We start from the raw sequence: 19,917 nt of genomic DNA on the forward strand, positions 1-19,917 counted from the left end.
TCAAAGTATTTCTCTCACAATATGGCTACAGTATGCGCGATCGGGCAAGGAAACTAAATGAAAAACGGCCTTAAGCATCGCTGGAGCATAAGCCACAATTACCTGACGGGTATTACCTTTGGAAAGTGGTGCAAATTGCTGATGCAGAACCGCTTTCGGGTTTCGCCTGCCTATTGGCACCGCGCTGCTGTTATCACGCTGGCGAGCCTGTCAAACTCGGTGTTTGCGGCGGTTGAGGCGCTGCGCTACGGGCGGGCTGTCGAGCAGGTAAAACTAACCCGCCCGCCGCTGTTTGTGCTCGGGCATTGGCGCAGCGGCACGACGTTGCTGCACGAGCTTCTGGCGCAGGACGAAGCGCAGTTCCAGTTTCCCAACACCTACCAAGTGGTGAACCCCTACACGTTTTTGACTACAGAAAATTTCACCACAAGGATGTTCCCCTGGCTGGTGCCCGAGACGCGGCCTATGGACAACATGGCGTTGAAGTTCAGCTCGCCGCAGGAGGACGAGTTTGCGCCGCTGTTGATGACGCTGACCTCGCTTTACCTTGGCACCAGCTTTCCGAACCGGATGCAACATTACGATCGTTACATGACATTTCGTGATGTCGAACCGCGTGAAGTCGGCAAGTGGAAAGCGGCCTTTGTGCGGTTTTGCAAGAAGCTCTCGCTGGATGATGCGCGGGCGCTGCTGATCAAGTCGCCGCCGCATACTGCGCGCATTCGCACCATACTTGAGATGTTTCCGGACGCGAGGTTTGTGCATATTCACCGCGATCCTTACCGCGTGTTTCAGTCGCAGCGGCACTTTTTTGACACTGCTGGCTGGTATACCTATCTGCAAAAGCCAGACATCAGCGCCATTGACGAGGGCATACTACAGCGCCACGAGACGATGTATGACGCCTTTTACGAAGACCTGCCTTCCGTGCCTGAAGGGCGGATCGTTGAGATCAGATTTGACGCGCTGGAAGCCAACCCGGTTGAAGAGCTTGCCAAAGTTTACAGGCAGTTGTCGCTCGACGGCTTTGAGGCGTTCGAGCCAAAACTGCGCGCTTATGTCGACAGTCTTGCTGGCTACAAGAAGAACAGTTTTGATGGGCTGGATGCGGCCACAAAAGCGGTGGTTGCCGCGCGTTGGGCGCGTAGCTTTGAAAAAGGGAACTACCCTAAATGAAGCGCGCACCCGGGCCAAAGGGAGCGTTGATTTGGGGCTCACTTACCGAGTTTAGCGCAGATTCTCTGGGTTTTCTGGCCGAGGCCGCACATGAGCATGGCGATATTGTTCGGATGCGCTTTGGGCCGGTGACGGTGCATTTGCTCAATCACCCCGAGTATGTCGAGCATGTGCTGACACGCAATGCCAGCAATTACGACAAGAACACCCGCAGTGCCCACAGGATTGCCGCCACCACCGGCGACAGCCTGCTCTCGGCCAATCAGGTTGCGTGGAAACGGCACCGCAAATTGGTCCAACCCGGTTTTCAGCCGAGCAATTTTACCGGCATTGAACCGGCGCTTGACCGTCTCATTGAACCGATGCTGGAACGCTGGCAGCTGGCGGGTGAAGTCGATATCGTGGATGAAATGATGCAGCTGGTGATTGCTGCCGTGATCGAGGTTCTGTTCTCGTCAAGCATCGACACCGAAAAGCTGAACGCCGCGCTTGAAGTGGTTCTGGCTGATACATGGCGGCGCATCGAAGCCCCTCTTGACGCCTCGCTTCTGTCGCCACGGCTGCACAGGCCTGCCTTTAAGGCAGCGCTGAAGGAGATTGACGGGATCGTGCTTGAGCTCATCCTTGCGCGCCGCAGTAGCACACAACGCCCCGATGACGTGTTGACGCGGTTGCTTGCCGCGCATGAGGGCGCGGGCGAGACCCACCTGAGCGACACCGAACTGCGGGATGCGACGGTGACGCTGTTGTTGTCAGGCCATGAGACCACAGCGAACGCCTTGTCTTGGGCGTTTATCCGTGCATCTTCGGGCGGGCACGAAGCGGCTGATCCCGCAACAATTTTCGCCGAGGCGATACGGCTTTACCCTTCAATCTGGGTGATAGAACGGCGCGCTGTAGAGGCCGACACCATCGGTGGCTATCACATCCCGCGTGGCAGCTCGGTGCTGATTTCGCCCTATCTTATGCACCGACACCCCAAGCTCTGGCACGATCCAGAGCGCTTTGATCCGGCGAGGTTCGCAGGCGATCACCCCCGCGCGCGCGATGGCTGCATTCCGTTCGGGCTTGGCGAGCATCGCTGTGTCGGCTTGTATCTGGCCAACACGATCGGGGCGCATGTGCTTAACCGTGTCTTTGCACGGTTTCGGCTGAAGCTGCTGCCTGATCAGGGTTTGGGCCTTTCACCGGGCATCACTTTGCGGCATGAAGGGCCTGTAAGGATGCGGCTGCACAAAGAGGGTGATGATGTTTGAAATCGTGGTTTTATGCCTCGCGGGGCTGGTGGCTGGCGGGCTGAACGCGGTTGCGGGCGGCGGCACTTTCGTTTCGTTTCCGGCGCTGGTCTGGCTCGGGGTTCCGCCGATCATGGCCAATGCCACGGCGACTTTGACAGCTCTTCCCGGCTATTTCGGCAGTGCTTGGGCCTTTCGAGAGGACATCGCTGCCGAGGGCGTGATGAGCTTGCGGGAGATGTTTATCGTCGCCTGTTGCGGCGGCTTAACAGGCGCGCTTTTGCTGACTGTCACCAGCGAGGAGGCCTTTGTCGGGTTGGTGCCGTGGCTCCTGCTGATCGCGACTTTGGCCTTTGCCTTTGGCAACAAGCTTTTGTCTGTGCTGGCAATTGACGGCGGCTTGGGGCGCATTGGCAGCTACATGATCTTGATCACCGTTTCGATCTATGGAGGTTATTTCAACGGCGGTTTGGGCCTCATGCTTTTGGCGGTGTTCGGCCTTATGGGCTTTCAAAACATTCACGGCATGAACGGGCTGAAAAACCTGATCTCGGGGCTAATCTCGATTGTCTCTGTCGCGGCACTTGCGCTGGCTGGTTTGATCGCTTGGAAGAGCGCCCTTGTGCTGGCGGTTTCGACAACGGCGGGCGGCTACATCGGTGCGCGCTATTCCCGCAGGATCAAAAACATGGCCGCTCTGCGCGCCGGAATTGTTGCAGTTGGTCTGGTGATGACCATACTGTTTTTCCTGAAATGAGGCTCACTATGACACCCGAAGACATTGCCAAACTGCCCTATCGCCCCTGTGTCGGGGTGATGCTTGCCAACGCCAAGGGCGAGGTGTTCGTCGGCCAGCGGTGCGACAGTGATGTCGCCGCTTGGCAGATGCCCCAAGGCGGGGTTGATGACGGAGAAGCGCCGCGCGACGCCGCCTTGCGCGAGCTTTGGGAAGAGACCGGCGTTGAGGCGCATCTGGTTGAGGTTGTGGCCGAAACGCAGGGCTGGCTACCCTATGATTTGCCACATGATCTTGTGCCGAAAATCTGGAAGGGGCGCTTTCGAGGGCAAGAGCAGAAGTGGTTTTTGCTGCGCTTTCAGGGCGCGGACGCTGACGTGAATATCGCAACAGAACACCCCGAATTCTCTGAGTGGCGCTGGCTTCCTGCGGGGGAGCTTGTTGACAATATCGTGCCGTTCAAACGTGCGGTCTATCAGGCGGTGATGGAGGAACTGGGGGATAAGATATGATGTTGTTACGTGCCTGTCTTTGCCTGATTTTGAGCGCCAGCATGGCCAATGCGCTGTCGTGCTCGCCGCCCACGCCGGAGGGAGCATATGCAGCAGCCGAGGAGTCAGAGCAGCAGTTTTACGTTGTTGACGGGCGCTTTGAGGGCACCGAACAGACCGACAGCAAGCGCTTTGAAGCGCGGTTTTTGGGTAAGCGTCTTGCGACGACGGGCTTTAACGTGCCGTTTGACGAGATAGTGACAGTGAACATTCATTGCTTTGACGCGTGGTGCGGTGGGGTTACATTAGATGCACGGCAGGTTCTGTTTCTGCGCAAGCAAGGCAGCGAGTTGGTGTTTGACGCAGAGCCTTGCCCTTTCTGGTCATTTCTGGAGATCGACAAGGGAGCCCGCGAAAAGATTGAGCAGTGCCAAAGAGCGGGTGGTTGCGACAACGCGAGCGATCGTTAGAACGCTCTATTCTTTGACAACGGTGAGCGGCGCAGGCATGCGCTTTTTCCAGAGCTTGCGGCTGTCAGCGCGCTTTTTCTCGGCGGCTTTGCGCAGCATTTCCGGTGTTGGTTTGGCGGCTTCATAGGCAGCCTCCTCTGTTTGCAGGTGTTCACGCAGCTTGTCGCGGAACACCAATGCGCGCACCGCGTGCAAGAAGGGGCTCGCCAGGTAGACGCCGAAGAGCATAAACGCGATAAAACCGAGCTGTGCTCCGAGGCTTGTCAGGGCCAGCGCCTCGACGGGGTATGTTTCAAAGTCGGGTGCTGCGCCTGTTGCAAAGCTGGTGATGTAATGGGTGACAATGCCAACCTGCTTGGCGCTCAGGAATATCGCGGCAAGGACGAGGGCAAACAGGCAAACCGAAAGCAAGTAAAGGATGCGGCAGAAGAGCACTTCCTTCCAGCGATAGCCCATGCCCCAAAACCCGTTAAAGCCGCGCGCATTGGGGCTGATCGAATAGGCAGCGGCGGCCAGTGGCACGGCATAGATGCTTTCATAGACCAGTGAGCAGGCCGAGAACGTCAGGAACCCGACGACAAATGCAGGCAGCTTGCCCGACATGAACAACGCTTGCTCGGCTTTGATGAACTCAGGCGGATTTGACAGAAATCCGGAGAGGTATTCAAGGCTGAAACTGCACAGTAAAACCACAGCTATGATAGCGAAAACCACGCTATAGCCTATGCTGCGCACGAAGCTCGTTTTGATGATTTCGGTGAGCAAGGCCTCGGTTGTGAAGCCCTTTGCGAGGCCAAGGTAACCCAGCATCGAGTGTTGCGTGCCCAGCGTATAGGCCGAGTTAGAGACAGAGACGCAAAGCGGCAGAATTATGATCATCATCGGCGAGATGAAGATCGTCGCCGCCGACAAAAGAGCGATGCCACCGATGGCAAAGCCCCACTTCATTTCGTAACAGAACTTGGAGATGAAAAGATGTGCAAAGGCTTGAATTGCCAAGATTAAACTGCGCTTGAAAAGTATCATAATGCCTGTCTGCTTATACTTGTTGTTAGCAAACACTAACAAAGCAAAGCGGCAATAATATGCGCGAGCGGGGGTAAACCTTAGGCAGATTTACCCCCCTTGATTTGGCTTAGCGCAAGATGCCCGGCAGGTTCAGCCCGTTCTCGCGGGCGCACTCAAGCGCTTCCTCGTAGCCAGCATCGGCGTGGCGCATGACACCTGTTGCAGGGTCGTTCCAGAGCACGTTTTTGATCCGGCGGTCGGCGTCCTCGGAGCCGTCACAGCAGATGACCATGCCGGAGTGTTGTGAAAAGCCCATGCCGACGCCGCCGCCGTGGTGCAGCGACACCCAAGTTGCGCCGCCTGCGACGTTGAGCATGGCGTTGAGCAGTGGCCAGTCTGACACTGCGTCAGAGCCGTCTTTCATGGCTTCCGTCTCGCGGTTGGGCGAGGCGACTGAACCTGAGTCCAGATGGTCACGGCCGATGACGACGGGGGCGGAAAGCTCGCCGTTGCGCACCATCTCGTTGAAAGCGAGGCCGAGCTTGTCGCGCAACCCGAGGCCGACCCAGCAGATACGCGCGGGCAGGCCTTGGAACTCGATGCGCTCGCGGGCCATGTCGAGCCAGTTGTGCAGGTGCGCATCGTCGATCAGCTCTTTCACCTTGGCGTCGGTTTTGTAGATATCCTCGGGGTCGCCAGACAGCGCGCACCAGCGGAACGGGCCAACGCCGCGGCAGAACAGCGGGCGAATATAGGCAGGCACAAAGCCGGGGAAGGCGAAGGCGTCTTCCAAGCCCTCTTCCAGCGCGACTTGGCGAATGTTGTTGCCGTAATCAAACGTCGGAACGCCCGCCTTTTCAAAAGCCACCATCGCTTCAACTTGCACTCTCATGCTGGCGCGCGCTGCGGCTTCAACGTCTTTGGGCGCGCTCTCTTGCTTGCTGCGCCATTCGGCCACGCTCCAGCCCTGCGGAAGGTAGCCATGCACGGGGTCATGCGCGCTGGTTTGGTCGGTGACCATGTCGGGGTGAATGCCGCGTTTGACCAGCTCTGGGAAGACATCGGCGGCATTGCCAATCAGCGCAACAGACTTGGCCTCTCCGGCGGCAGTCCAACGCTCGATCATGGCCAAGGCCTCGTCAAGATCGTGGGTCTTCTCATCAACATAACGGGTGCGCAGGCGGAAGTCGGCGCGGGTTTCGTCGCACTCGACAGCGAGGCAGCAGGCGCCGGCCATGACGGCTGCGAGTGGCTGCGCTCCGCCCATGCCTCCGAGGCCACCAGTGAGGATCCAACGGCCTTTGAGGTTGCCCTCATAGTGCTGGCGTCCGGCTTCCATGAAGGTCTCGTAGGTGCCTTGAACAATGCCCTGCGTGCCGATGTAGATCCAGCTGCCAGCGGTCATCTGACCATACATCGCAAGGCCCTTTTTATCGAGCTCGTTGAAGTGATCCCAGTTGGCCCAATGCGGCACGAGGTTGGAGTTGGCGATCAACACGCGCGGGGCGTCCTTGTGGGTGTTGAACACGCCAACGGGCTTGCCGGATTGCACGAGGAGCGTTTGCGTGTCGTCGAGCTCCTTCAGGGCTTCAACGATGGCGTCAAAGTCTTCCCAAGTGCGCGCGGCACGGCCTATTCCGCCGTAAACCACAAGCTCATGCGGGTTCTCGGCGACATCGGGGTGCAGGTTGTTCATCAGCATGCGCATCGGCGCTTCGGTGAGCCAGCTTTTGGCGGTGATTTCGCTGCCAGTTGCAGGGAAAACGTCGCGGGTGTTGTGGCGTGAGTTGGTCATATGAGCGGCCTCCAATTGGCGAGTGATGTCAGGATAGGGCGTAGGGTTTCGCATAGGTTCTCGGCTTTTGCGGGGTCGTAACGCCACGGCGCGGCCTCGGTTTCAAGGTAGGCGCGCTGGGCGATTTCCATTTGAATTGCATGAATGTTTTCAGACGGCTGCCCGTAGTGGCGTGTTGTCCAGCCGCCTTTGAAACGGGCGTTGAGGGCGGTGTTGTGTGCCGACGCGCGGGCAATGTCTACGACGGAGCTTTCGATGCGCGGATCACAGGTTGTGCCGAGGTTTGTGCCAATGTTTAAGATCGGCAGCTCGCCCTCAAACAGGAAGGGGATATGAGAGCGGATCGAATGGCAATCATACAAGATCGCGTAGCCGTGCAGGGCTTTGACGCGCATGAGTTCGGCTTTTAGGGCGGCGTGGTAGGGCGTGTGAAATGTGTCGCGACGGGCGGTGATGTCGGTTTCGCTTGGCTCGGTTCGCCATATGCTCTCGCCGTCAAAGTCGGTGAGCGGCACCAGCGTTGTGGTGTTCTGGCCGGGGTATAGGCTCACGCCAGCAGGGTCGCGGTTGGCGTCGATGACGTAGCGGTGGAACTCGGCTTTGACGGTGGTGATGCCCTCAAGCAAGCCGTCGTAAAGCTGGTCAATATGCCAGTCGGTATCGGCGAGCTTTTGGCCGTTGGTGTTGAGTTTTTGCCAGATGTCATCAGGAACATACGTTCCTGTATGGGGCAGGCCGAGGACGAGGGGGCTGTTGCCTTGCTGGGTGCTTACGGGCGTCATTCTGGCAGGCCCGTGACGAAAGCAGGCAGGGTAACCGAGCGTGTCAGCGCGCCTGATGAAACCAGCGTAGCGGCGGCTTCTAGCGAGGGGGCCATGTAGCGGTCTTCGCCCATTGTCGGAACGTCAGTGCGCAGCACTTCGATTGCGGTTTTCAGCGTTGCGCTGGTTTGCAGAGGCGCGCGGAACTCGATGCCTTGCGCGCCGCACATGGCCTCGACACCGAGGATGACGTTGAGGTTTGCGTTCATCCGAAGCAAGCGGCGGGCGGCGTGGGCTGCCATGCTGACATGGTCTTCTTGATTGGCCGATGTTGGGGTGCTGTCGGTCGTGCAGGGGTTTGCTAGGTGTTTGTTTTCACTCATCAAAGCGGCTGTCGTAACTTCTGCGATCATCAAGCCGGAGTTGAGGCCGGGATCGGGTGTGAGGAACGGCGGGAGGTCAAATGACAGCGTCGGGTCAACCATCAAGGCCACGCGGCGCTGGGCGATTGCACCGATCTCGGACACTGCAACGGCGATCTGGTCGGCGGCGAAACCGACGGGCTCGGCGTGGAAGTTTCCGCCGGAGACAATGAGGCCTTCCTCGACCAGAACCAGCGGGTTGTCGGTGACGGCGTTGGCCTCGATCTCGAGTGTACGAGCGGCGGCGTGCAAAAGATCAATCGCCGCGCCGGTGACTTGCGGTTGGCAGCGGATGCAGTAGGGGTCTTGCACGCGGGTATCGCCGTCACGGTGGCTTTCGCGAATCTCGGAACCCTCCATCAAAGCACGTTGGGCGCGAGCGACGGCGACTTGCCCTGCATGGCCGCGCAGTGTGTGGATCGCGTCTTGCAGGGGCGCGGTTGAGCCCATGATTGCATCAGTCGAGAGGGCACAGGTGAGCACGGACGTGGCCGCATTCTGAAAAGCGCCCCAGAGGCCGACGAGAGCGCAGGCTGTCGAGAACTGCGTGCCGTTGATCAGCGCGAGGCCTTCCTTTGCACCGAGAACGATAGGGGCGATACCGGCTTTCTTGAGGGCCTCACCGGCTGGCATGCGTTGGCCTTTGTAAGTTGCCTCGCCTTCGCCGATCATCGCCGCGGCCATGTGAGCGAGCGGGGCGAGATCGCCCGAGGCTCCGACCGAACCCTGAGAGGGCACGACGGGGGTGACGCCCTTGGCCAGCATGGCTTCGATCATTTGCACGGTAGACATAACAACGCCGGAGGCACCGCGCCCCAGAGAGAGCAGTTTGAGCACCATCATCAGGCGGGTTGTTGCAGTGTCGAGGGCATCGCCCACGCCGCAGCAATGCGACAGGATGAGGTTACGCTGCAGGGTGGTTACGTCCTTGGGCGCGATTTTGACGGAAGCGAGTTTGCCAAAGCCAGTGTTGATGCCATAGACGGCGGCATCGCCAGCGGCGGCCTTGGCGACGAGGGCTGCTGCTGCTTCTATGCCTGCGTGCGAAGCAGGGTGCAGCGTGGCCGGCTTTTCACTTGTGTAGATGTCGTGCAGTTGGGCAAGCGTGGCTGCACCCGGTGTGAGAATGACTGTCATAGTGCCCCCTTGAAGATGCGTGCGTGCAGCGGATTGAAGCCGATGCGATAAGCGAGTTCCGCGGGGTGAGCCGCGTTCCAGATGTTGAGATCGGCGTGAGCGCCAGCGGTGATACGGCCACGGGTTACCTCGCCCAAAGCGGCAGCGGCATGGGCGGTGATCCCGAGCAAGGCCTCAAGCGGAGTCATCCGGAACAGCGTGCAGGCCATGTTCATGGTTAGCAGCGGCGAGGTGAGCGGCGAGGAGCCGGGGTTACAGTCGGTTGCCAGTGCGATGGGCACGCCGTGTTTGCGGAAGGCGGCGATGGGTGGGCTTTGGGTTTCGCGCAGGGTGTAGAAGGCACCGGGCAGGACGGTTGCGACTGTGCCTGACGCGGCCAGTGCCTGGGCGTCGGCCTCTGTGGCGTATTCGACGTGATCGGCCGAGAGGGCATTGTAGCGCGCAGCGAGCTGTGTGCCGCCGATGTTGGAGAGTTGCTCAGCGTGGAGTTTGACGGGAATGCCGAGGGCCACGGCAGCGTCAAACACTCGGGAGATTTGCGTGGTATCAAAGGCGATGCCCTCACAGAAGCCATCGACGGCATCAACCAGCCCTTCGGCATGTGCGGCGTGAAGTGTGGGGATGCAAACCTCGTCAATGTAGGCATCGGGGCGGTCTTTATACTCGGGCGGTGTTGCATGTGCGCCGAGGTAGCTTGTGCGGATATCAACAGGGCGTGCTTGCGCGATGGCACGCGCCACGCGGAGCATTTTGAGCTCGCTATCGCGGTCTAGGCCGTAGCCTGACTTTACCTCGATCAGCGTGACACCCTCGGCGATCAGCGCATCAACGCGGGTGAGGGCGTCTGTCAGCAGGTCTGCCTCGGAGGCATTGCGGGTGGCGGTGACGGTTGAGACGATGCCACCGCCTGCGCGCGCGACTTCCTCATAACTGGCCCCGTTGAGGCGCAATTCGAACTCTGCCGCTCGGTTGCCGCCGAAGACGACATGCGTGTGACAGTCGGTAAACGCAGGGGTGACGAGCCTGCCGCCGAGGTCTTGTGTGGGAAGGGTGTTGTAGCCTGCGGGCAGGTTTTTGGCCGCGCCGACCCATGCGACTTGCTCGCCTTCCAGCGCGATTGCGCCATCGGCTATGAGGCCGAAGCTGTCGTTGCTTTGTAGGGTCGCGATGTGGGCGTTTGTTAAAAGCATTGGTAGAGACTCACTTGCTATTAGATGCGCTTAATGTTTTTATGTGCATACATAATAATTTGTCAAGCGGGTGCATTATGAAAATATTCTGGGCGAAACAGGCATTGCTGCCAGATGGTTGGGCAAGCGATGTGCGGGTTGATATCGACGCTGTCGGGCGCATTGATGCGGTGACGGTTGGCGCGGCGGAGGTGGGCGAGCGGGTTGAATGTTTGCTTCCTGCGCCGGTGAATGTGCACTCTCATGCATTTCAGCGTGCTATGGCGGGGCTCACCGAGCGACGCGGGCCGAATGCCAGCGACAGTTTCTGGACGTGGCGGCAACTGATGTTTCGCTTTCTTGACCGCCTCACGCCCGAGCACGTCGAGGCCATAACCACCTTCGTGCAGATGGAAATGCTTGAGGCGGGATATGCCTGCAATGCCGAGTTCCATTACCTGCACCACCAGCCCGGCGGCGTGCCTTATGACAACCTGAGCGAGATGGCCGAGCGCGTTGCGGCGGGGGCTGAGGCTTCGGGCATGGGGCTGTGTATGTTGCCTGTTCACTACCAGTTTGGCGGCTGCGACGGGCGCGCTTTGGGCGATGGGCAGATCAGGTTTGGCAACACCTTCGAGCGCTTTCAGGCTTTGCATGCGGGGGCTGTTGAGGCTGTCAAAGCATTGCCTGAGGACGCGGGTTATGGTGTTGCGCCGCACTCTTTGCGCGCAGTTGGTGTCGAGGATTTGAGGCAATATAGCACGGCGTTTGCCCGTGGCCCGATCCACATGCACCTTGCAGAGCAGATACCTGAGGTTGAGGAAGTCGAGGCCCACTGGGGCGTGCGGCCTGTTGAATGGGCGCTGAAGAACATGGGGCTTGATCAGCGCTTTTGCCTGATACATTGCACACAGATGTTGCCCGAAGAGACCGTGGCCCTGGCAAAGTCCGGCGCGGTTGCCGGCCTGTGTCCGATCACCGAAAGCAGCCTTGGTGACGGCATCTTTGACGGCGTGCGCTGGCTTGAGAGTGGCGGCGCGGTGGCGATAGGCTCTGACAGCAACATCCGCATTGCTTTGAGCGAAGAGCTTCGCACTTTGGATCACTCGCAACGCCTGCGTGACAACAGCCGCGCGGCTTTGGCGACGGTTGAGCACTCAACCGGACGGCGGATGTTTGATAGCATTCTCGCAGGTGGCGCACAGGCCACGCAGCGCAAATCGGGCAGGCTTGAGGCGGGTTACTGGGCCGATATGCTCACGCTCGATACCGCAAGCGAGCACCTTTGGGGGCGCTCGCATGACACGCTACTGGACAGTTGGATTTTTGCGGGTGACGACAGGCTGGTTGTTGATGTCTGGTCTGCCGGGCGGCATATGGTGCAGGGCGGGCGGCATGTCGGGCGCGAGAAGATCGTGGCTGGATACCTCCGCACGATCGAGGCTTTGAAGGATGCATTATGAGTTTTCGCGACTGGCAATCGGTGCAAGAAGAAGTGCTGCGCCGCATTCATGCGCGCGAGTGGCGGCAGGGTGAGCTGATCCCGACAGAAGCCGAGCTGGCGCAAGAGTTTGGCTGTGCGCGCACCACCGTTAACCGAGCTTTGAGGGCTTTGGCCGAGGCGGGCCTTCTTGACCGCAAACGCAAAGCCGGCACGCGGGTCGCAGCGGCCCCCGTGGCCAAGGCGACGCTCGATATTGCGATCATCAGGCAGGAAGTCGCGGCGCGCGGGGCTAAGTATGGCTACCAGCTTATTGATCGTTCAATGATGCGCGCGCCTGCGGCGGTGCGCGGGGCGATGCAAGTGACTGCAAATTGCAAGACGTTGCATGTTCAGGCTTTGCACATGGCCAACGCCACGCCCTATGCACTGGAAGACCGCTGGATTGACTGCGAGGTTGTTCCGCAGGCCTTGGTCGAGCCGTTTGACACCATCAGCGCCAACGAGTGGCTCTTGCAGCACGTGCCCTATACGCATGGCGATATCGCGATAAGCGCCAAGGCGGCTGATGCAGATGAGGCTGCGCATTTGTGCTGCCCTGAGCAAGCTGCGCTGCTGGCGATTGATCGCCTCACTTGGGACGGCACCCGAGCTGTCACCAAAGTCCGGCTGCTTTTTCGGCCCGAGCATGAGCTGCGGACGGAATTGTAAGGGGTGAAGGAAAGCTGGTGCTGTGAGGGAGGATTGAACTCCCGACCTCGTCATTACCAATGACGCGCTCTACCACTGAGCTACCACAGCATCGTGGCGGGTGATTAGACGCAAATCAGCTTTCGTGCAAGGCCAATCTGGACGCTTGAGGGGAAGCGATATATGACTGGCGCATGGAGCAGAATAAATCAAAACCGAAAGCCAAGGGTGCAACCGCACGTGAAGAGCGCTTGAAAGCGGCCTTGAAGGCCAATATGGGCCGACGTAAGGCACAAACCAAGGCGCGCGCGAAGGTGCAGTCTGATGTTTCAAACGGTGATAAAACTTAAAAGGTAGAGCAGATGGACCAGATTATTGTAACAGGCAACGGCGCTGTAAACGGCCAGATTCCGATCGCAGGCGCAAAGAACGCTTGTCTGACGTTGATGCCGGCTTGCTTGCTTAGCGAAGAGCCGCTGACGCTGACCAATGCGCCGCGCCTCAGCGACATCAAAACCATGACTGAGCTGCTTGAAAGCCTTGGGGCCGAGATCAGCACGCTGTCTGACGGGCAAGTTATCGCCATGTCTTGCCACGGCGAGATGAACCATGTTGCCGACTATGAGATCGTGCGCAAGATGCGGGCGTCAAACCTAGTACTTGGGCCGCTACTGGCGCGACTTGGTGAGGCGGTTGTGTCGCTTCCGGGGGGCTGTGCGATCGGTGCGCGCCCGATGGATATTCACACCGATGGGCTTGAGCTTATGGGCGCAACGATTGAGCTTAAGGACGGCTACTTGCACGCAAAAGCGCCTACTGGCGGCCTTAAAGGTGCAGTGATCGATTTCCCGTTTGCCTCTGTGGGGGCAACCGAAAACATTATGATGGCGGCGACGCTGGCCAAGGGCACAACCGTAATTAACAACGCCGCGCGCGAGCCCGAGATCGTTGACTTGGCCGACTGCCTGCGTCGTATGGGGGCGCAAATTTCAGGTGACGGCACGAGCAGCATCACCATTGAGGGTGTCGACAGGCTCGGGGCCGCTACGCACCCTGTCGTTACTGACCGGATCGAGCTTGGCACCTATATGCTCGCCCCGGCGATTTGCGGTGGCGAAGTCGAGTGCCTCGGAGGTCGGCTGAGCCTTGTTGAGAGCTTTGTTGAAAAGCTCAACATGGCCGGTGTTGACGTGACCGAAACCGACAAGGGCCTAAAAGTCGCGCGCAAGAACGGACGGCTCAAGGCGCTTGATGTTACGACCGAGCCTTTCCCCGGCTTCCCGACCGACTTGCAAGCGCAGATGATGGCGATGCTTTGCACGGCCTCGGGCACATCTGTGCTGGAAGAGAAGATATTCGAGAACCGCTTTATGCACGCGCCTGAACTGGTGCGTATGGGTGCGAGCATCGAGGTTCATGGCGGCACGGCAACCGTGCATGGCGTTGATAAGCTCAAAGGTGCGCCGGTGATGGCGACCGATCTGCGCGCCTCTGTTTCGCTGATCCTTGCCGGTATGGCAGCCGAGGGTGAAACCGTCGTGCGCCGCGTTTATCACCTTGACCGCGGCTATGAGAAAGTTGTGAGCAAGCTCTCGGGTATCGGCGCCAAGATCGAACGGGTGAAGGAAACATGAGCGAAGATGCACGGTTTGAGGATGGTGGCGAGAGCCCGCTGAACCTTGGAGCGCAGGACGTTGATGACCTTAAAATCATCTCGGCCCTGACGCAGGATGCAGTCTTTCCGATCACGGAAATGCGCTATGATGCCAAGGCGCAGCGCTTTGCATTGCTGCTCAACCGCTTTCGCTGGGAAGACGCCGGAAAAGACCGCCACAAGCCCGAGCGCGTGCAGTCTTTGCTAAGTTTTGACATGGTGCAGCGTGTGGCCAGCCAAGGCGTTGATCGCAGCGAGACCGAGACGGTTCTTTCTTTGCTTTCAGTCACATGGGAGCCGCGCGACGATGTGTCAGGCGACATTATCCTGACGCTCGCGGGCGACGGAGCGATCAAGCTGACCTGTGAAGCGCTTGAAGCCTCGTTGAAAGACGTGACGCGACCCTATGTTGCACCTTCAAAGCAGGCTCCGAGCCACGAGGGATAAGGCGCTAGCGCTTGTCTGGCGGCACATTCCTAAGCACCTCGACCAGCGTGCGCACGTCCTCAACGCTCCATTGTGAATGCTTGCGTGTCGTGCTTGCCGGATGGTGCCCGAGGCCGAGTTTCTTGCTGTCACGATAGGCTTTGTGTGGCCGGATCGGGCGCGGCACAAAGTTGCCTCCACATGTCGGGCAGACGTTGTGCAGCACGTTTTCAACGCATGCGACGCAGTAAGTGCATTCGTAGGTGCAGATGCGCGCGTCGGGGCTGTAGTGCGGCAGGTCACGGTCGCATAACTCGCAGTTGGGGCGTAGTTCTAGCATGTTGCTCTCCTTGTGCTAAAGCCGGAACGGCTCGGGCATTTGGCCCAGAACTGATCCGAGCTCGCCTTCAAGCCGTTCAGCCACGTCAAGCGCGAAGTCGTCGTCGTATTGCGGGCCCATGAGTTGCACACCGAGCGGCAGCCCGTCTTGCACATGTGTTGGCAAAGCGACTGAAGGCAGGCCCAGCAAGTTGACCAGATAGAGCGGCGCTTGTGCATCGAGGATCATGCCGGCTTTACTGCGATCCTTGAAGTCGAGATCGTTTTCATACGGCGGGATAAGGGATGTCGGCAACATCACCAGATCAACCTCGTCAAACAGCTGTGCATAGACGCGTTGCAGCCGCATACGCTCCATCTGGCCTTTGATGTAGCCTTCCAAGTCGTAGATGCCGCCGGAATACTCGGCGATATTATTGAGCAAGTTTATCAACTCTGGCGAGCCGGTTTGCTTTACGGCATCTCCGGCGATTATCTCTGTTTCCGTAAACAATAGTTTGTTCCAGACCTCGGAAGCGAGGGCTGTTTCGGGCAGGTCAATTTCACGGGTCTTGATGCCTGCATCGCGCAGGCCTTGGGCAGCGAGGGCCATCGCCTTAAGTTGGTGCGGGTGTGTCTCGGCGGCGAAGGGCGAGGGGGCGAGGCCAACAGTTATGTCACCTGTGCGGCTGCGGTAAGAGGCGCGCGCGGGGCTCCAGTTCGCATCCCGAGAGGTGCCTGCTGACATTGCCGCCAGCCCCAGCCGCACGTCTGCAACCGAACGCGCAATTGGCCCTTGCGTTGACATAACGCTGGTGATCGGCGGGCGGCTCGGCGCTGTGCCGTTGAACGCCGGAATACGGCCCAGCGAGGGCTTGATCGAGGCGATACCGCAAGCAAAGGCCGGATACCGCAGCGAGCCGCCGAGATCATTGCCATGCGCAATAACGCCGATGCCTGACGCGACCGAAGCTGAGGCGCCGCCAGATGACCCACCGGGAGTGATGGTCTTGTCCCAAGGATTGAGAGTGACGCCGTGCAGCGGGTTTGATGTGCACCAGCGCAGCGACATTTCGGGCGTATTTGTTCGGCCAATGACGACAGCACCTGCACTGAACAGGTTGCTGACAACGGCTGAGTCCTCAGCCGCGATGTTGTCTTTGTTGGCAGGCAAACCGTTGGTGTTGGCCAGCCCTGCCTGGTCGGCGTTGATCTTGGTCGTTACCGGAGCGCCGTGCAACATGCCGCCGCTGATCGTGCCTGCGTCGATCGCCTTTGCGCGTTCAAGGGCGTCTGGCACGGCGTCAACGATGGCATTGAGCGCCGGATTTAATGCCTCAAGCCGGTCAAGATGCGCTTGCGTGACTTCGACAGCTGACACCTTGCGCGCTTTTAGTGCTTCAACGGTGGCGACAGCGCTCCAACTGGTGATCTCGCTCATAGCTATGCTCCTTGGTTGCAATCATAGGGTTGAGAGCAGCTTGGCGGAGAGATATGAGGGGCACAAGCCTTTAAGGATAAGCGCATGCCACAGTTTCTGAACGCCACTGACGCCGGATTTGAAGCCAGTTTTACCGCCCTGCTCGGGGCAAAACGCGAAGATAGCCCCGATGTTGATGCCGTTGTTGCTGACATTATCGCCGATGTGCGTGCGCGTGGCGATGCGGCGGTGATCGAGTTAACCGAACGGTTTGACAGGCTGACCCTGACACCAGAAACGCTGCGATTTTCTCCAGCCGAGATCGAGGCATTGGTTGCTCAGGTGCCTGAAGCCGAACGCGCGGCGCTTGAACTGGCCGCCGGGCGCATCAGGGCTTACCACGCGCGGCAGATGCCACAGGATGAGAGCTGGGTTGATGAGAGCGGAGCCACTTTGGGCTGGCGCTGGTCTCCTGTGAGCGCGGCGGGGCTTTATGTGCCCGGCGGCTTGGCGTCTTACCCGAGTTCGGTGTTGATGAACGCGATCCCTGCCAAAGTTGCGGGGGTTGAGCGACTGGCAATTGTGGTGCCAACACCCGACGGCAAAGCCAACCCGCTGGTGTTGCTGGCGGCGCAGCTTGCGGGTGTTGACGAGATCTACCGCATCGGCGGGGCGCAGGCCGTGGCCGCGCTGGCCTACGGCACCGAGAGCATCGCGCCGGTAGACAAGATAACCGGCCCCGGCAACGCCTTTGTCGCGGCGGCCAAGCGGCGGGTGTTTGGCAAGGTCGGCATCGACATGATCGCAGGGCCGAGCGAGATTTTGGTGATCGCCGATGCTGACAACGACCCTGACTGGATCGCGCTCGACATGCTTTCACAAGCCGAGCACGACGAAAGCGCACAGGCGCTGTTGATCACCGATTGCCCGAAACTTGCCAAGGCTGTGCAGGCCTCGATTGAGAAGCATCTGCAAACGCTCGAACGCCGCGCCATTGCGGGCAAGTCATGGGAAGATTTCGGCGCGATCATCATGGTGCCAGACATGGCCAAGGCTTGCGAGCTGTCAAATCGCATCGCGCCTGAGCACCTGGAGCTGTGTGTGGCTGACCCTGATGAGTTGGCCAAAAGCATTACCCACGCCGGCGCGATCTTCCTCGGCGCTTGGACGCCCGAGGCGATCGGCGACTATGTCGGCGGCCCGAACCACGTGCTGCCAACGGCGCGCTCGGCGCGGTTTAGCTCCGGCCTTTCGGTGATGGATTTTGTCAAGCGCACGACGCTCGCAAAGATGACGCCTGAAGCCCTCGGCAAAATCGGGCCAGCGGCTGAGACATTGGCGAAGTCAGAGAGCCTCGAGGCGCACGGCCTAAGCGTGCGAGCACGGCTGGATAGGTTGAACGGACAGTAATTGAAGACAGTATATGTAGAGAGCAACTATCCTGTGCCCGCAGCCGAGCTCTGGGCTTTGGCGACAGACTATGGCGCCTTGGCGCAAGTCATGCAGGGCATCGCGGCTTTCGAGGGGTTGCCAAAAGGGCGTGCGGTAACTGGTCAGAAACTGAATGTGATGGTTTCGCTCTTTGGCAAGCTGCCGAACCAGCCCTACTTTATGGAAGTGCTGGAATGTGACGATGAGCGCATGATTTTGCGTTCGTCAGAAAAGGGCGCCGGTGTGAAAAGTTGGAAACACACATTGGAAGTGACAGAGACGGCAGATGGCAGCCGTTTGAGCGACAAGATTGATATTGATGCTGGATGGCTCACCTCCATTTTCGCAGTCTGGGCTAAATACCTCTATAGCGCGCGCCACAAGCCGCGCTTAAAGTTGCTTCTGTCAGGCTAATTTGCTGCAAAACAGGCCTTAACCCCGATGTAATTTCGACATTGCCAAAGGGCCTTATGTTCCCTTAGTCTGCCGCCCAAAGGGAGGGACCTTTTGTGCAAGTGAAGGTGTTAAAACATGTCCCGTATTAGTCATATCGAGCTGGATGACAGCAACCTGCCGCCGCCGACGCCGGAGATCGAGCAAGAGCGTAAGGTTGCGATCTATGATCTGTTGGAGGACAACAGTTTTACGCTTCCGAAGCGCGACGAGCGGGCTGCGCCTGATGGGCCTTACCGTGTCGGGCTGTCGATCCGTGAGAAGCGGCTGGTGTTCGATATTCTGACCGAAGCGCAGGAAAAGGCGGCAGAGTTTCATCTTTCGCTCTCGCCATTCCGGCAGGTTGTGAAAGACTATTGGCAGATATGCGAAAGCTACTTTGACGCGGTGAAGAACATGCCGCCAAGCCAGATCGAGACCATCGACATGGCGCGGCGCGGCATTCACAACGAAGGGGCGCGCATACTTACCGAGCGGCTTGAAGGCAAAGCCGAGATCGACAATGACACCTCACGCCGTCTGTTCACGCTGGTCTGCGTGCTGCACTTCGGGAGCTGAGCTTGCCGCATAGACTCCCACAATCGGTGCTGTTTTGCTGTGATCATAATGCTGTACGCTCGCCTATGGCCGAGGGCATCATGAAGCAGTTTTATGGCACCGGCACTTACGTTCAGTCAGCCGGTGTGCGCAATGATCTCGAGATCGACGGCTTTAGCATTGCCGTTTGTGCTGAGCTTGGTGTGGAACTCGCTCGCCACCGCTCGCGCAGCTTTGACGATATGGAGCGCATGGGCGAAGTGCTGTCTTCGTTTGATGTGATCGTCGCCCTCTCTGAGCGTAGCCGTGATCTTGCGGCAGAACTTACGCAGGGCTTCCATTGCGAGTTGGAATACTGGCCGATTGTGGATCCGACTGCACAGGGCGAAACCCGTGATGCCAAGCTTGAAGCCTACCGCAAGGCGCGTGACCAGATTGTTGCACAGATCAAGGCACATTGGGGCGACGGGGCTTCTTAGGCTTCAAAGTCAGGCTGGTTTTGCGGCGCGGCTTTGGCGAAGGCTGGATGCTTTTGGCAGGCTTCATACACTTCTGATACGCGCGGTAGATCACTGATATCAACATTAAAGCGCGTCGCAGAGAAGACTTGCGGCACGAGGCAGATGTCGGCAAGACTCGGCGTGTCACCATAGCAGAACTTTGTCGCAGAGCGTGCTTGCAGCAGGCCTTCACAGGCCTCAAGGCCCGTGCGAAGCCAGCGGTGTAGCCATGCGTCTTTCTGGCCTTCCGATAGCCCGAGTTCGCCTGTCAGATACTTCAGCACACGCAGGTTTTGCAGCGGGTGAATCTCGCAGGCGATGACCTGAGCAAAGCCGCGCTCCTGCGCGCGTGTGAGCGGATCTGACGAGAGAAGCGGCATACCTGTTTGGGTTTCATCCAGCCATTCAAGGATTGCGAGTGACTGGATCAAAACATCACCATCATCCGTGACCAATGCCGGCAAAAGCCCTTGCGGATTGAGCGCCTTAAAGGCCTCGGAGTGCTGTTCGCCTTGCTTGAGATGCACTTGTTTGAAGGTATACTCTACGCCCTTCAAGTTGAACGCGATGCGGCAGCGGTATGAGCTTGAGCTGCGAAAGTAACCATAAAATTCCATTTGAGAGCGCCTCTTTGTTAACGGGTGAAG

General features: G+C 58.8%; 22 protein-coding genes and 1 tRNA gene. 14 read left to right on the forward strand and 9 right to left on the reverse strand.

Annotated features, from left to right (window positions below):
• Positions 1-57: 57 nt before the first annotated feature.
• From KO498_RS07625 to KO498_RS07645, 5 genes are read left to right on the forward strand one after another with little or no spacing between them, the layout of a single operon-like run.
• Complete coding sequence (locus KO498_RS07625) at positions 58-1,176, forward strand: sulfotransferase family protein (protein ID WP_215959274.1); 1,119 nt, start codon at positions 58-60, stop codon at positions 1,174-1,176.
• On the forward strand, positions 1,173-2,432 hold the full coding sequence (locus tag KO498_RS07630; protein WP_215959275.1) for a cytochrome P450: 1,260 nt from the start codon (positions 1,173-1,175) through the stop codon (positions 2,430-2,432). The genes KO498_RS07625 and KO498_RS07630 overlap by 4 nt, the downstream gene beginning before the upstream one ends.
• Positions 2,425-3,168, forward strand: coding sequence for a sulfite exporter TauE/SafE family protein (locus KO498_RS07635; RefSeq protein WP_215959276.1), 744 nt, complete (start codon positions 2,425-2,427; stop codon positions 3,166-3,168). Before KO498_RS07630 ends, KO498_RS07635 begins: the two co-directional genes overlap by 8 nt.
• 8 nt (positions 3,169-3,176) lie before the next feature.
• On the forward strand, positions 3,177-3,659 hold the full coding sequence (locus tag KO498_RS07640) for an RNA pyrophosphohydrolase (protein ID WP_215959277.1): 483 nt from the start codon (positions 3,177-3,179) through the stop codon (positions 3,657-3,659).
• On the forward strand, positions 3,656-4,108 hold the full coding sequence (locus KO498_RS07645; RefSeq protein WP_215959278.1) for a hypothetical protein: 453 nt from the start codon (positions 3,656-3,658) through the stop codon (positions 4,106-4,108). The genes KO498_RS07640 and KO498_RS07645 overlap by 4 nt, the downstream gene beginning before the upstream one ends.
• Positions 4,109-4,114: 6 nt before the next feature.
• Here KO498_RS07645 and KO498_RS07650 read toward each other — a convergent pair whose 3' ends face one another.
• The 5 genes from KO498_RS07650 to hutI form a co-directional block, all read right to left on the reverse strand.
• Complete coding sequence (locus KO498_RS07650; RefSeq protein WP_215959279.1) at positions 4,115-5,134, reverse strand: GrpB family protein; 1,020 nt, start codon at positions 5,132-5,134, stop codon at positions 4,115-4,117.
• A 109-nt stretch (positions 5,135-5,243) separates the two neighbouring features.
• Positions 5,244-6,911, reverse strand: coding sequence for a urocanate hydratase (gene hutU, locus KO498_RS07655; RefSeq protein ID WP_215959280.1), 1,668 nt, complete (start codon positions 6,909-6,911; stop codon positions 5,244-5,246).
• The gene (hutG, locus tag KO498_RS07660) at positions 6,908-7,693 is read right to left on the reverse strand and encodes an N-formylglutamate deformylase (protein WP_215959281.1); all 786 of its coding nucleotides are present in this window, start codon (positions 7,691-7,693) and stop codon (positions 6,908-6,910) included. Before hutG ends, hutU begins: the two co-directional genes overlap by 4 nt.
• Positions 7,690-9,231: a histidine ammonia-lyase gene (gene hutH, locus KO498_RS07665; protein ID WP_215959282.1), complete on the reverse strand. Its 1,542-nt coding sequence runs from the start codon at positions 9,229-9,231 to the stop codon at positions 7,690-7,692. Before hutH ends, hutG begins: the two co-directional genes overlap by 4 nt.
• A complete protein-coding gene (hutI, locus tag KO498_RS07670) occupies positions 9,228-10,421 on the reverse strand; it encodes an imidazolonepropionase (protein ID WP_215959283.1) in 1,194 nt (397 codons plus the stop codon). Before hutI ends, hutH begins: the two co-directional genes overlap by 4 nt.
• A gap of 77 nt (positions 10,422-10,498) precedes the next feature.
• Here hutI and KO498_RS07675 point away from each other — a divergent pair, with 77 nt between their 5' ends.
• Complete coding sequence (locus KO498_RS07675; protein WP_215959284.1) at positions 10,499-11,863, forward strand: formimidoylglutamate deiminase; 1,365 nt, start codon at positions 10,499-10,501, stop codon at positions 11,861-11,863.
• The gene (locus KO498_RS07680) at positions 11,860-12,552 is read left to right on the forward strand and encodes a GntR family transcriptional regulator (protein WP_215959285.1); all 693 of its coding nucleotides are present in this window, start codon (positions 11,860-11,862) and stop codon (positions 12,550-12,552) included. Before KO498_RS07675 ends, KO498_RS07680 begins: the two co-directional genes overlap by 4 nt.
• A 15-nt stretch (positions 12,553-12,567) precedes the next feature.
• Here KO498_RS07680 and KO498_RS07685 read toward each other — a convergent pair.
• Positions 12,568-12,642, reverse strand: a tRNA-Thr gene (locus KO498_RS07685).
• A gap of 83 nt (positions 12,643-12,725) precedes the next feature.
• On the opposite strand from KO498_RS07685, the gene KO498_RS07690 reads away from it, so the two are divergent.
• From KO498_RS07690 to KO498_RS07700, 3 genes are read left to right on the forward strand one after another with little or no spacing between them, the layout of a single operon-like run.
• Positions 12,726-12,881, forward strand: a complete 156-nt coding sequence (locus KO498_RS07690; protein WP_215959286.1) for a hypothetical protein — start codon at positions 12,726-12,728, stop codon at positions 12,879-12,881.
• Between the two features lie 12 nt (positions 12,882-12,893).
• Positions 12,894-14,165 carry a UDP-N-acetylglucosamine 1-carboxyvinyltransferase gene (murA, locus tag KO498_RS07695; protein WP_215959287.1) on the forward strand — a complete coding sequence of 424 codons (1,272 nt, stop codon included), beginning with the start codon at positions 12,894-12,896 and terminating at the stop codon, positions 14,163-14,165.
• Positions 14,162-14,632 carry a DUF2948 family protein gene (locus KO498_RS07700; RefSeq protein WP_215959288.1) on the forward strand — a complete coding sequence of 157 codons (471 nt, stop codon included), beginning with the start codon at positions 14,162-14,164 and terminating at the stop codon, positions 14,630-14,632. The genes murA and KO498_RS07700 overlap by 4 nt, the downstream gene beginning before the upstream one ends.
• A 4-nt stretch (positions 14,633-14,636) precedes the next feature.
• On the opposite strand, the gene KO498_RS07705 is transcribed toward KO498_RS07700, so the two are convergent.
• Together KO498_RS07705 and KO498_RS07710 are read right to left on the reverse strand one after the other, a co-directional pair.
• Positions 14,637-14,951, reverse strand: a complete 315-nt coding sequence (locus KO498_RS07705; RefSeq protein WP_215959289.1) for a DUF1272 domain-containing protein — start codon at positions 14,949-14,951, stop codon at positions 14,637-14,639.
• 15 nt (positions 14,952-14,966) lie between these two features.
• The gene (locus KO498_RS07710) at positions 14,967-16,370 is read right to left on the reverse strand and encodes an amidase (protein ID WP_215959290.1); all 1,404 of its coding nucleotides are present in this window, start codon (positions 16,368-16,370) and stop codon (positions 14,967-14,969) included.
• Positions 16,371-16,454: 84 nt separating this feature from the next.
• Between KO498_RS07710 and hisD the strand changes: the two genes are divergently transcribed.
• The 4 genes from hisD (at position 16,455) to KO498_RS07730 (ending at position 19,249) form a co-directional block, all read left to right on the forward strand.
• Positions 16,455-17,759, forward strand: a complete 1,305-nt coding sequence (gene hisD, locus KO498_RS07715; protein WP_215959291.1) for a histidinol dehydrogenase — start codon at positions 16,455-16,457, stop codon at positions 17,757-17,759.
• The gene (locus KO498_RS07720) at positions 17,760-18,194 is read left to right on the forward strand and encodes an SRPBCC family protein (protein WP_215959292.1); all 435 of its coding nucleotides are present in this window, start codon (positions 17,760-17,762) and stop codon (positions 18,192-18,194) included.
• Positions 18,195-18,311: 117 nt separating this feature from the next.
• On the forward strand, positions 18,312-18,791 hold the full coding sequence (locus KO498_RS07725) for a UPF0262 family protein (protein WP_215959293.1): 480 nt from the start codon (positions 18,312-18,314) through the stop codon (positions 18,789-18,791).
• A 2-nt stretch (positions 18,792-18,793) separates the two neighbouring features.
• On the forward strand, positions 18,794-19,249 hold the full coding sequence (locus tag KO498_RS07730) for a low molecular weight phosphatase family protein (protein ID WP_215959294.1): 456 nt from the start codon (positions 18,794-18,796) through the stop codon (positions 19,247-19,249).
• On the opposite strand, the gene maiA is transcribed toward KO498_RS07730, so the two are convergent.
• Positions 19,246-19,887 carry a maleylacetoacetate isomerase gene (gene maiA, locus KO498_RS07735; RefSeq protein WP_215959295.1) on the reverse strand — a complete coding sequence of 214 codons (642 nt, stop codon included), beginning with the start codon at positions 19,885-19,887 and terminating at the stop codon, positions 19,246-19,248. The two genes, KO498_RS07730 and maiA, sit on opposite strands and share 4 nt — an antisense overlap.
• Between the last annotated feature and the right edge of the window lie 30 nt (positions 19,888-19,917).

It is taken from the genome of Lentibacter algarum (assembly GCF_018860975.1).
GTDB classification, from domain to species: domain Bacteria; phylum Pseudomonadota; class Alphaproteobacteria; order Rhodobacterales; family Rhodobacteraceae; genus Lentibacter; species Lentibacter algarum_A.

What these genes read in the sequence shown, in the direction of transcription:
- KO498_RS07625 (WP_215959274.1), top strand. Translation starts at nt 58, where the DNA reads ATGAAAAACGGCCTTAAGCATCGCTGGAGCATAAGCCACAATTACCTG.
- KO498_RS07630 (WP_215959275.1), top strand. Translation starts at nt 1,173, where the DNA reads ATGAAGCGCGCACCCGGGCCAAAGGGAGCGTTGATTTGGGGCTCACTT.
- KO498_RS07635 (WP_215959276.1), top strand. Translation starts at nt 2,425, where the DNA reads ATGTTTGAAATCGTGGTTTTATGCCTCGCGGGGCTGGTGGCTGGCGGG.
- KO498_RS07640 (WP_215959277.1), top strand. Translation starts at nt 3,177, where the DNA reads ATGACACCCGAAGACATTGCCAAACTGCCCTATCGCCCCTGTGTCGGG.
- KO498_RS07645 (WP_215959278.1), top strand. Translation starts at nt 3,656, where the DNA reads ATGATGTTGTTACGTGCCTGTCTTTGCCTGATTTTGAGCGCCAGCATG.
- KO498_RS07650 (WP_215959279.1), bottom strand. Translation starts at nt 5,134, where the DNA reads ATGATACTTTTCAAGCGCAGTTTAATCTTGGCAATTCAAGCCTTTGCA.
- hutU (WP_215959280.1), bottom strand. Translation starts at nt 6,911, where the DNA reads ATGACCAACTCACGCCACAACACCCGCGACGTTTTCCCTGCAACTGGC.
- hutG (WP_215959281.1), bottom strand. Translation starts at nt 7,693, where the DNA reads ATGACGCCCGTAAGCACCCAGCAAGGCAACAGCCCCCTCGTCCTCGGC.
- hutH (WP_215959282.1), bottom strand. Translation starts at nt 9,231, where the DNA reads ATGACAGTCATTCTCACACCGGGTGCAGCCACGCTTGCCCAACTGCAC.
- hutI (WP_215959283.1), bottom strand. Translation starts at nt 10,421, where the DNA reads ATGCTTTTAACAAACGCCCACATCGCGACCCTACAAAGCAACGACAGC.
- KO498_RS07675 (WP_215959284.1), top strand. Translation starts at nt 10,499, where the DNA reads ATGAAAATATTCTGGGCGAAACAGGCATTGCTGCCAGATGGTTGGGCA.
- KO498_RS07680 (WP_215959285.1), top strand. Translation starts at nt 11,860, where the DNA reads ATGAGTTTTCGCGACTGGCAATCGGTGCAAGAAGAAGTGCTGCGCCGC.
- KO498_RS07690 (WP_215959286.1), top strand. Translation starts at nt 12,726, where the DNA reads ATGGAGCAGAATAAATCAAAACCGAAAGCCAAGGGTGCAACCGCACGT.
- murA (WP_215959287.1), top strand. Translation starts at nt 12,894, where the DNA reads ATGGACCAGATTATTGTAACAGGCAACGGCGCTGTAAACGGCCAGATT.
- KO498_RS07700 (WP_215959288.1), top strand. Translation starts at nt 14,162, where the DNA reads ATGAGCGAAGATGCACGGTTTGAGGATGGTGGCGAGAGCCCGCTGAAC.
- KO498_RS07705 (WP_215959289.1), bottom strand. Translation starts at nt 14,951, where the DNA reads ATGCTAGAACTACGCCCCAACTGCGAGTTATGCGACCGTGACCTGCCG.
- KO498_RS07710 (WP_215959290.1), bottom strand. Translation starts at nt 16,370, where the DNA reads ATGAGCGAGATCACCAGTTGGAGCGCTGTCGCCACCGTTGAAGCACTA.
- hisD (WP_215959291.1), top strand. Translation starts at nt 16,455, where the DNA reads ATGCCACAGTTTCTGAACGCCACTGACGCCGGATTTGAAGCCAGTTTT.
- KO498_RS07725 (WP_215959293.1), top strand. Translation starts at nt 18,312, where the DNA reads ATGTCCCGTATTAGTCATATCGAGCTGGATGACAGCAACCTGCCGCCG.
- maiA (WP_215959295.1), bottom strand. Translation starts at nt 19,887, where the DNA reads ATGGAATTTTATGGTTACTTTCGCAGCTCAAGCTCATACCGCTGCCGC.